10 protein-coding genes are annotated in these 8,282 nt (G+C 49.0%); 7 read left to right on the forward strand and 3 right to left on the reverse strand.

All coding sequences use genetic code 11. The features are described from left to right. The first annotated feature begins 208 nt into the window (after positions 1-208). Positions 209-319 (forward strand): selenobiotic family radical SAM modification target peptide, encoded by a 111-nt coding sequence (gene sbtA / locus KKE17_09925; protein ID MBU1710310.1) that lies wholly within the window; start codon positions 209-211, stop codon positions 317-319. A 249-nt stretch (positions 320-568) separates the two neighbouring features. Beyond that, a complete protein-coding gene (gene sbtM / locus KKE17_09930) occupies positions 569-2,152 on the forward strand; it encodes a selenobiotic family peptide radical SAM maturase (protein MBU1710311.1) in 1,584 nt (527 codons plus the stop codon). A 403-nt stretch (positions 2,153-2,555) separates the two neighbouring features. Here the strand turns inward: sbtM and KKE17_09935 are convergent, their stop codons facing one another. Next, complete coding sequence (locus KKE17_09935) at positions 2,556-3,131, reverse strand: M23 family metallopeptidase (GenBank protein ID MBU1710312.1); 576 nt, start codon at positions 3,129-3,131, stop codon at positions 2,556-2,558. Beyond that, entirely contained in the window at positions 3,128-3,649 is a 522-nt protein-coding gene (locus KKE17_09940) for a type 1 glutamine amidotransferase (protein ID MBU1710313.1), read from the reverse strand. Before KKE17_09940 ends, KKE17_09935 begins: the two co-directional genes overlap by 4 nt. Before the next feature lie 275 nt (positions 3,650-3,924). Between KKE17_09940 and KKE17_09945 the strand changes: the two genes are divergently transcribed. From KKE17_09945 to KKE17_09965, 5 genes are all read left to right on the forward strand, one after another. Beyond that, entirely contained in the window at positions 3,925-4,170 is a 246-nt protein-coding gene (locus KKE17_09945) for a zinc ribbon domain-containing protein (protein ID MBU1710314.1), read from the forward strand. Between the two features lie 160 nt (positions 4,171-4,330). Next, a complete protein-coding gene (locus KKE17_09950) occupies positions 4,331-5,272 on the forward strand; it encodes a hypothetical protein (protein MBU1710315.1) in 942 nt (313 codons plus the stop codon). Positions 5,273-5,290: 18 nt separating this feature from the next. Beyond that, positions 5,291-6,295, forward strand: coding sequence for a lytic murein transglycosylase (locus KKE17_09955; protein MBU1710316.1), 1,005 nt, complete (start codon positions 5,291-5,293; stop codon positions 6,293-6,295). A gap of 15 nt (positions 6,296-6,310) precedes the next feature. Next, positions 6,311-7,258, forward strand: coding sequence for a hypothetical protein (locus tag KKE17_09960; GenBank protein MBU1710317.1), 948 nt, complete (start codon positions 6,311-6,313; stop codon positions 7,256-7,258). Continuing rightward, a complete protein-coding gene (locus KKE17_09965) occupies positions 7,242-7,799 on the forward strand; it encodes a hypothetical protein (protein MBU1710318.1) in 558 nt (185 codons plus the stop codon). Before KKE17_09960 ends, KKE17_09965 begins: the two co-directional genes overlap by 17 nt. On the opposite strand, the gene KKE17_09970 is transcribed toward KKE17_09965, so the two are convergent. After that, on the reverse strand, positions 7,800-8,282 hold a 483-nt coding region (locus tag KKE17_09970), incomplete at its 5' end, for a hypothetical protein (protein ID MBU1710319.1). It lies immediately after the preceding gene.

The raw sequence follows: 8,282 nt of genomic DNA on the forward strand, positions 1-8,282 counted from the left end.
AGCAACTCGGGTTTGCAAGTGTCATAATCCCTGCACCTCTTAAATACGTTTTTTCCATAATTATTTTTTTGACTTGTGCTCATCACGCCTGATACCCTCTGATTCTATAAAAGATTCATCATCACAAGACATCTCCGATCCACCGGGTTTCTCATTCCTGGGAGAGGAGCCCTCAATTATTAACCCATAAATACCATGGGAGGCTTCTATGGATTCAAAAAATCTGAAGAAAATCCTTGCCGGACTTGGTATCGCAAGCCTGTTGGCCGGAGCAGCTTTTTCCATTACCGGTTGCACGAAAACAGGCAAAAGCGCTTGAACGGGAGAAAAACCCGGTGCAGGTAGCACCGAAAAACCCGGAACAAGCGCTTGAAGCGGTAGCAAATCCGGTGCAGTTGAGCACCGATAAACGCAAAAAAGTGGATGAGGGGGCTGATACCTGTGCGGGTTGCCCCTGGCGCTTCTAAAAATCACTTGCTTACGGCTCAGGATCAAGGGTAACGTTTAAGTTGTTTTCATTAGTCACTAACGTCTTTCGTCCGGCCCAGGACCGGATATGGAGATACCCGTGCAGGAGACATTAAAAAAAACCCTTGATACAATTTTTCCGCTCTGCAAAGCAACCCTTCCCGCTAAAGACTGGAAGAGTGTTGTAGAAGAATGCGGACCGGACTTTGAGCCGGAAAAATTCCTGAACACTCTCTCTTTCCAGGCGGGCGACGACGATAAAAATTTATTACCGGATCTCGCCCGTCTGGAGCTTGCAGCCCACGCAGCTGAAAACACTGCGGTGGCAACCAATCCAGAATCGATTTCCATCAATCCATCTCTCCATCTGCTGGAAATATCCTGGCAAAAACTCCTGCCCCTGCTGAACAAAGTTCATCCCGATGACCAAGACAGGGAAAGCGAGATGATTCTTGTCTGGAAGCTGCAACACTCCGGTGAGGTTGTGATGCGGCCGGCCATTGAAACCGACCTGTTAGCGCTTAAAATTATCATTGAAGAAATCCCTCCGGAATCATTAATTTCCGGAAGTGATCTTTCTGTGGGCTCGGTGGACCAGACATTGAAAGAAGCCGTCCGCAAAGGAATTCTGCTGTCCCCGGGATCAAAAATACGCCGGGATCCCCTTTTTCTTAAAGCTGGACCTGCTTTTGACGCATATCAAACCGCTGAAGTTTTTACCCTGCAATGGCATATAACTCAGCAATGCGATCTCAGCTGCAAACATTGTTATGACCGAAGCGACCGAGCTCCCATGCCTCTTGAATACGGCTTGATAGTTCTTGACCAGATGCGCGCTTTTTGCCTGGAAAATTACGTCGATGGCCAGGTGTCCTTTTCCGGCGGCAACCCCCTGCTTTATCCCTATTTCCACGAGTTATACCGGGCTGCGGTGGACAGGGGCCTGGGCGTTGCAATCCTCGGAAACCCGACGCCGAAACAGGCAATGGAAAGAATTATTGCCATCAGAAAACCGGCCTTTTACCAGATCAGCCTTGAAGGCCTTGAAAAACAAAACGACTCCATCCGGGGGGCCGGACATTTCAAGCGTGCCCTCAAGTTTCTTGCGCTTCTGAAAGAACTTGAGATCTATTCCATGGTCATGCTCACTCTCACCCAAGACAATATGGGTGAAGTCCTGCCGCTGGCGGAGTTTTTAAGGAACAAAACCGATCATTTCACCTTCAACCGCCTTTCCCGGGTGGGCGAAGGTGCCAACCTGGTCTCAGCCCACCGTGACCGATTCAAGGAATTCCTGGCTGATTATCTGGTTGCAGCGGGGAAAAATCCCATTCTCGGCCTCAAGGACAACCTCTTTAATATTCTGCAATTTCAGAAAGGCTTGCCCCCCCTTGACGGTTGTGCCGGTTACGGTTGCGGCGCGGCTTTCAACTTTCTCACCGTCCTGCCTGATGGCGAGGTGCATGCCTGCAGAAAATTTCCATCTCTGATCGGCAATATTTTTGATCAATCCTTAGGTGACATCTATTTTTCTGGAGGCGCCCAGCGCTACAGAAACGGCTGCACAGACTGCAGCGACTGCCCGATCCGCCCGGCCTGCGGCGGCTGCCTTGCCATTGCCCATAGTGCCGGGCATGATGTTTTCACAGAGCGTGACCCGTATTGTTTTATCGAATCAGGATGATATTCCGAAAATTTTACAAGGCGTACATCGGAATAGAAAAAGAGTGAGTCTCCTCCAGCATAGCTGGAGGCCTCAGTTAGCCCCCTAAAAGGGGCCTAACTACTACAGATTTGAATATCGAATATCGAACCGCAAAATAACGAATGATGAAGGATAATACCTACTGATACTTCTTGACCTTCATCGTTTTGAGGAGCGAACTGCCTGCATGAAAGGTCTTCTTCTTTGAACTTCATGCTGTTTACTTCGACATTCGATATTGTCCTCTAACAGAACATCGGACGATTGGCACCTTGTTCGATGTTCTGCGGTTTCAAAAACACTGATTTTTCGCCGGATCGGTTGAACCTTTCCGGGTCCACCACCGGAGGTGGTGAGTTTCATGACAACTAAGGCGTTTGAGCTATTGCTGAACCACAACATGGGCCGCAGGAAATAAATCCAGCGGGTCAAGGATCGTTATCTCACGGGTTTCAGATATTTTCTTCCAGGACAACTGCTCGGGGTTTATTGCATCAGGGATAATGGCTACGGAAACATGAAGATGCGGTGGGCATTTTACTGCCTTGTCATGGTTGATCATTCCTATACAATCTCCTTCCCGTATCATGCTGCCGATGCATAAATGCTCCAACAATACGACATGACCGTAAATACTGTACAGAGTCCCGCGTTCTTCTTGAAACAAATGCCTTATAAATACCGACTGCCCTAAGAAATCATCCATGACCAGGACAATCTCTCCATCAAAAAGCGCCGGAACACGAGCCTTTTGCGGCAAGGGATGTCTCCTGTTGTTTGCGTCGACAAAACAGACAATATCCAGGCCTTCATGGGGTACAGACCGTTTGGCGGAATCACCCCACCATTGATCCTCAGCAGCAATAAGCATCCCGGGCTCAAAAATCCATGCCTTGAAACCGCAATCATCCAGACGATTCAACCCAATGAAATTATTGCTGAAAAATGATTTTTTCATGCAACCAGTACAGCAATTATCGCCCTGAGAAAGGCCGGCAGATCATCCGGCGTCCTGCTGGTAACAAGCTTTCCGTCAACCACCACCGCTTCATCCACAAAGGTTGCTCCGGCATGCACCACGTCATCCTTGATAGCAAAAAAACAGGTGACGGTCCGACCCTGAAGCACTTTGGCAGAGGCCAGCATCCATCCCGCATGGCAGATCGCCGCAACCAACTTGTCTTTTTCAACCATGTCCCTGACCAGTTTCACCATGGCCGGATGCCGACGCATATGATCCGGCGCATATCCCCCGGGTATGACCAGCCCGTCATATTCATCAGGATTAATCTGCCCGGCCGACTGCTCCGCTACCGCTGGAATGCCTGCGGCGCCGTTATAGACCCTGCCGGTTTCCGGACCCACAACCGTTACCCTGGCCCCGGCCTCTTTCAGCCGGTAGTAGGGGTACCAGAATTCCCGGTCGTTATAGAGATTTTCCACAAGGACTATTATTTTTTTGCCTTTTAATTCCATAGCGCTCCTCCTTTTGCGTTCAAGAATGAACCGTTTGTTTTTTCAAAAATTTCCCTCAAAACATAAAAAAGCAAAGAGGCTTCCTGTTAAGATGATATTATGCTTTCAGCCCGCTCGATAATCCTGGTAGACAGACAGGGTCTTGTTCATTATATTTCAAGCAATCAACCAACGGCTAAAGCAGACAGCCCATGGCAACAGGGATTTAAGGCATATTATTTCTTTGTTACTATGTTGTTTTCATGCGTTCATTAAATTTCACATGGAGTAGACTTATGTCACTTAAGACCATAGCTATTGCTGTAGGCTTTTTTTCACTCATTATGGGTTTGCTCACCTATGACACCGAAATCCCAACATCTCCCGTACCGGTTGTTTCCGGCGCACTTGTCATACTCCTGGCTGTTTTCGGCCTAATCCCGGAACTGAAAAAATGTCCGTCCTGCAATAAGAAGAATTTAAAAAAAGCAACTACCTGCAGACATTGCGGCGTCTTGTTTCATCAGGATACAGAAAAGTAAAAGCTTCGCAAACAACATAACGCCATGAAACACCGACCTTTTGCGAATTTCTCTCACCAACAGCGATTCTTTGCTATTCATCTCTTGTATTTATTGAAAAATATCGTAGGATTGCCTGATACAAATTATTACCGCCATTTAATCATAATTTCTAATCCCCATGAAAAAATATAAATACCTCATTCTTCTGGTTATCGTGAGCATCATTGTCGCTCACTGTACACCAAAAAAGCTGGTCAGCACGCCTGAACGCGTCACCCTACCGGACAAATCCCGAGTGATTCAAACCGCGGTCACGAAGCCTCCGTCCACCACTGAGCACCGCACCGAAACTCCCTGCATCAAGGGCAATTGCCGGCAGGGCCATGGGGTTTCCCTTTATGCCGATGGCAGCAGTTACGATGGCCAATGGCAAAACGGCAGGTACAACGGTAAAGGCATTTTTATCACCCCTGGCGGTGAAATTTATTCCGGTGAATGGAACGACAATACCATCAATGGTTCAGGGACCTTTACCCATAACGACGGCACAACCTATAACGGCCACTGGCAGAATGGAATTTTTCAGGGCCAGGGCACTCTGGTCTGCAGCGACGGCAGCTGGTATGAAGGCCAATGGGGGAAAAACCTGTTCCACGGGCACGGAACCTATGCTACGGCAAACGGCATAGTTTATGTCGGCAACTGGGATCAGGGAAAATTTCATGGCTCAGGTGCAAAGATCTGGCCCGACGGCAAAAAATATGTCGGCCACTGGAACAATAACCGCCTGGAAGGTTTTGGCATTTACAATGCAGATGACGGCTTTATCTATGAAGGATACTGGCAAAACGACAAACCTTCTGGAAAAGGCACTAAAACCTTCCCCAACGGCCAAAAGTTTGCCGGTATCTGGCAGGATGATATATTCATCGACGACTCCCGGGAAAAAAATTCTGACAACTTCAAATACGGCAATAAACTGCCGCAGATTGTCTTTGCCCTGATGGACAAAAAACAAAGGATGTATAATTCCGGCGCCGCCCCCACTCTTTGTTTCAGTAATGAGCAATACGCCAAGTTAGCAATCCATGCCTCGTCATCAGTAAATAACCTCCCATAATCTCCATTACCCTGCCCCATGAAACAGAATAATCCAACTCCCTCAAATACCACCCCGAAGATCGCCGGTGCATTATTTTTTTTCCTGATCATCCTGCTTTGGAATATTCCCACCACTCATGCGGAAGACGATTTTGCACTCTGGCTTGAAAAGCTTAAACAGGAAGCCCATGCTGGCGGAATATCACCCCGGACCACGGAACAGGCATTCCACAACGTTGCACTCAATCCGCAGATTATCGAACTGGACCGCAACCAGCCTGAATTCAAAAGAACTCTCGAGCAATACCTCAGCGCGGTTGTTACAAAAGGCAGAGTTGACACGGGCCGCGCCAAACTCGTTGAAAAACAGGAGCTGTTAAAAATAATTGCCAAACAATACGGGGTGCCGCCTCGATTTGTCCTGGCCCTCTGGGGTATTGAAACCAATTTCGGGACGATCACCGGAAAAAGCCCGGTGATCAATTCCCTGGTAACCCTGGCCTATGATGCACGCCGCGGCCCTTATTTCAGACGCGAACTCATCCATGCCCTGCACATCATTGATGCCGGTCACATGACTGTTAACGAAATGCTGGGATCATGGGCCGGCGCCATGGGTTACCTGCAGTTCATGCCCTCGACTTTCCGGGGGAATGCAGTTGATTTTGATAATAACGGCAAGATTTCACTCTGGGAGGACGGCGCCGACCTTTTTGCTTCCGGCTCAAATTACTTAAAAAAATCCGGCTGGCAGACCGGCTGGACCTGGGGCCGTGAGGTGCTTCTGCCCAAGGGACTTGATTCTGGCCTCATCGCCTCGCAGAAACTGCCCCTTGAACAATGGCGGCAACTGGGCGTAAGAAAGGCCGATGGCAGTGATCTTGCCGGCGCAGCAATCACCGCCAGAATCATTCAACCGGATGGTCCGCAGGGCCGCGCCTTTATGGTGTATGACAATTTCGATGTTATCCTCACCTGGAACCGTTCCTACAGTTTCGGCATTGCGGTGGGCCTGCTCGCCGACGCTATTGGCGGCATTTAAACACAGGAGTTTTCCATGCACATTTCTCCCCTGGTTCTCAAAAGTCTTCTGGCCTTATCCCTCATAACCTTATCCGCCTGCGCAACGGTTCCCTATAAATATGGTGAAGACATTGAGTCCGTTAACACTTTAATGCTCAAGGAGAATGAAAAACAGATCGTCCGCGGCAGGCCGGTGGGATTTGTCGACGGCCTGGGCCATTACTTCTTTTCAATACCATCAAAACTCATCCTCTGGAGCTGGAAGGTTGAAAATCACGATATATCAACAGATACGGAAAGCGCTATTTCAAAATATCTTGTGGACAATGACCTTAACAATGTAAAAATCCGTATAAATCAATACTCACCTGGCAGCGAATGGCAAAGACTTTTCAAAAACAGGGATATGCCGGGATTTTTCCGTTTCACCGTGGGCTTTGTCTCCACAACCCTTTATACCATCCTGCCGGGCAGAGTCTTCGGCGGCGATCATTACAATCCTTATACCAACTCCATCAGCCTTTATTCAGACAGTCCGGGCATAGCGCTTCATGAAGCTGCCCATGCAAAGGATTTTGTCAAAAAACCCAGGGGGTTCAAGGGATGGTATGCCCTGATGCGCATCCTCCCCTTCTTTTCTTTATATCAGGAGGCGGTTGCCACTGGCGACGCCATAGGTTATACACGGGAGGAATCATTGCCTGACAGGGAAAAAGAAGCGTACAAAATACTCTATCCGGCCTATCTGACCTATGTTTCCGGTGAAGGATTGCGCTTTGTCAGCATTGATTTATGGATTTCCTATATTGCACAGTTCACCCTTGCAATCCCCGGACATATCGTCGGAAGGATTAAAGCCGCTCATGTGGAAGACCAGTCCTCAAAAATTTCATACCTCTACAACCAACCTGCAACGCCTGATGATTATTTAGGCAACTGGTATATGGGTACATGGGAATTGCATTATGACTCAGTATTTTGAAAAACCCGGTTTCACAAATACCGAAGAGACCCTTGCCATACTCAAACAGGGCCTGAACCAATATGGCATCAAGCAGGTAGTGGTTGCCTCAACCGTCGGTTCTACCGGCCTTGCCGCGGCCCGCATGTTTCAGGGAACGGAAGTGAAAGTGGTGGTTGTCACCCATAATGTCGGGTTTAAAGAGCCCGGCGTCCTAGAAATGCCGCCTGAAACCCGCCAGGAAATAGAAGCAATGGGGGCTGTTGTTCACACCGGCACCATGCCGTTCCGCACCATCGGCACCGCAATCCGCGCCAAACAGGAATACTCGCAGCAGGATCTGATTGCCAACACCTTGCGGCTCTTCGGCCAGGGAATAAAAGTTTGTGTGGAAATCGCCATGATGGCCTCTGATGCCGGGCTGATCTCTCCGGATGATGTGTTGACCGTTGCCGGAACAGCCCGTGGGGCCGACACCGTGGCCTTGATCGCACCGCAATCATCCAACAAACTCTTTGACCTCAAAATAAAACGTATCCTGGCAAAACCTTCCAACTGGTAATTAATCCACCGACACCTCAATAACCCCAAGATCAACCGCTGGATTCGCCAAGTCCAGGGAAATGATCCCCGGCGCATTTTTCAGACTGATTTGCTCCACAGCAATATCATACGGGATGCTTGTCCTGTCGGTTTTGACAGCCAGACGGTAGGAGTGCCGGCCGAGATTCTTGAAAGAAAAAGTTCCCTCACCGCCCAGATCTGTTATAGCCGCAAGCCTGCTCCCCATGATCCACGGCTCAATCTCCTCAGGATCATTCTCCTTCCAGACGAAAAGGCCGACCCTGGCCCCGGCGGGAACAACGCCATTAACCCGCAGTTTGCCGTTGATAACGCCGGATATGAGCCTTGTTTCATCAGGCAATTGCACCTCATTAATGATATGGTCATCGGCGCCCATGGCAATGCCTTTATCATACCAACTCCTGGCCTCATCACCTTTTCCGAAATGCGAATAGGCACCGGCCAGCTTGATTGCGGCATT

The sequence above is a fragment of the Pseudomonadota bacterium genome, assembly GCA_018823135.1.
Classification (GTDB): domain Bacteria; phylum Desulfobacterota; class Desulfobulbia; order Desulfobulbales; family CALZHT01; genus JAHJJF01.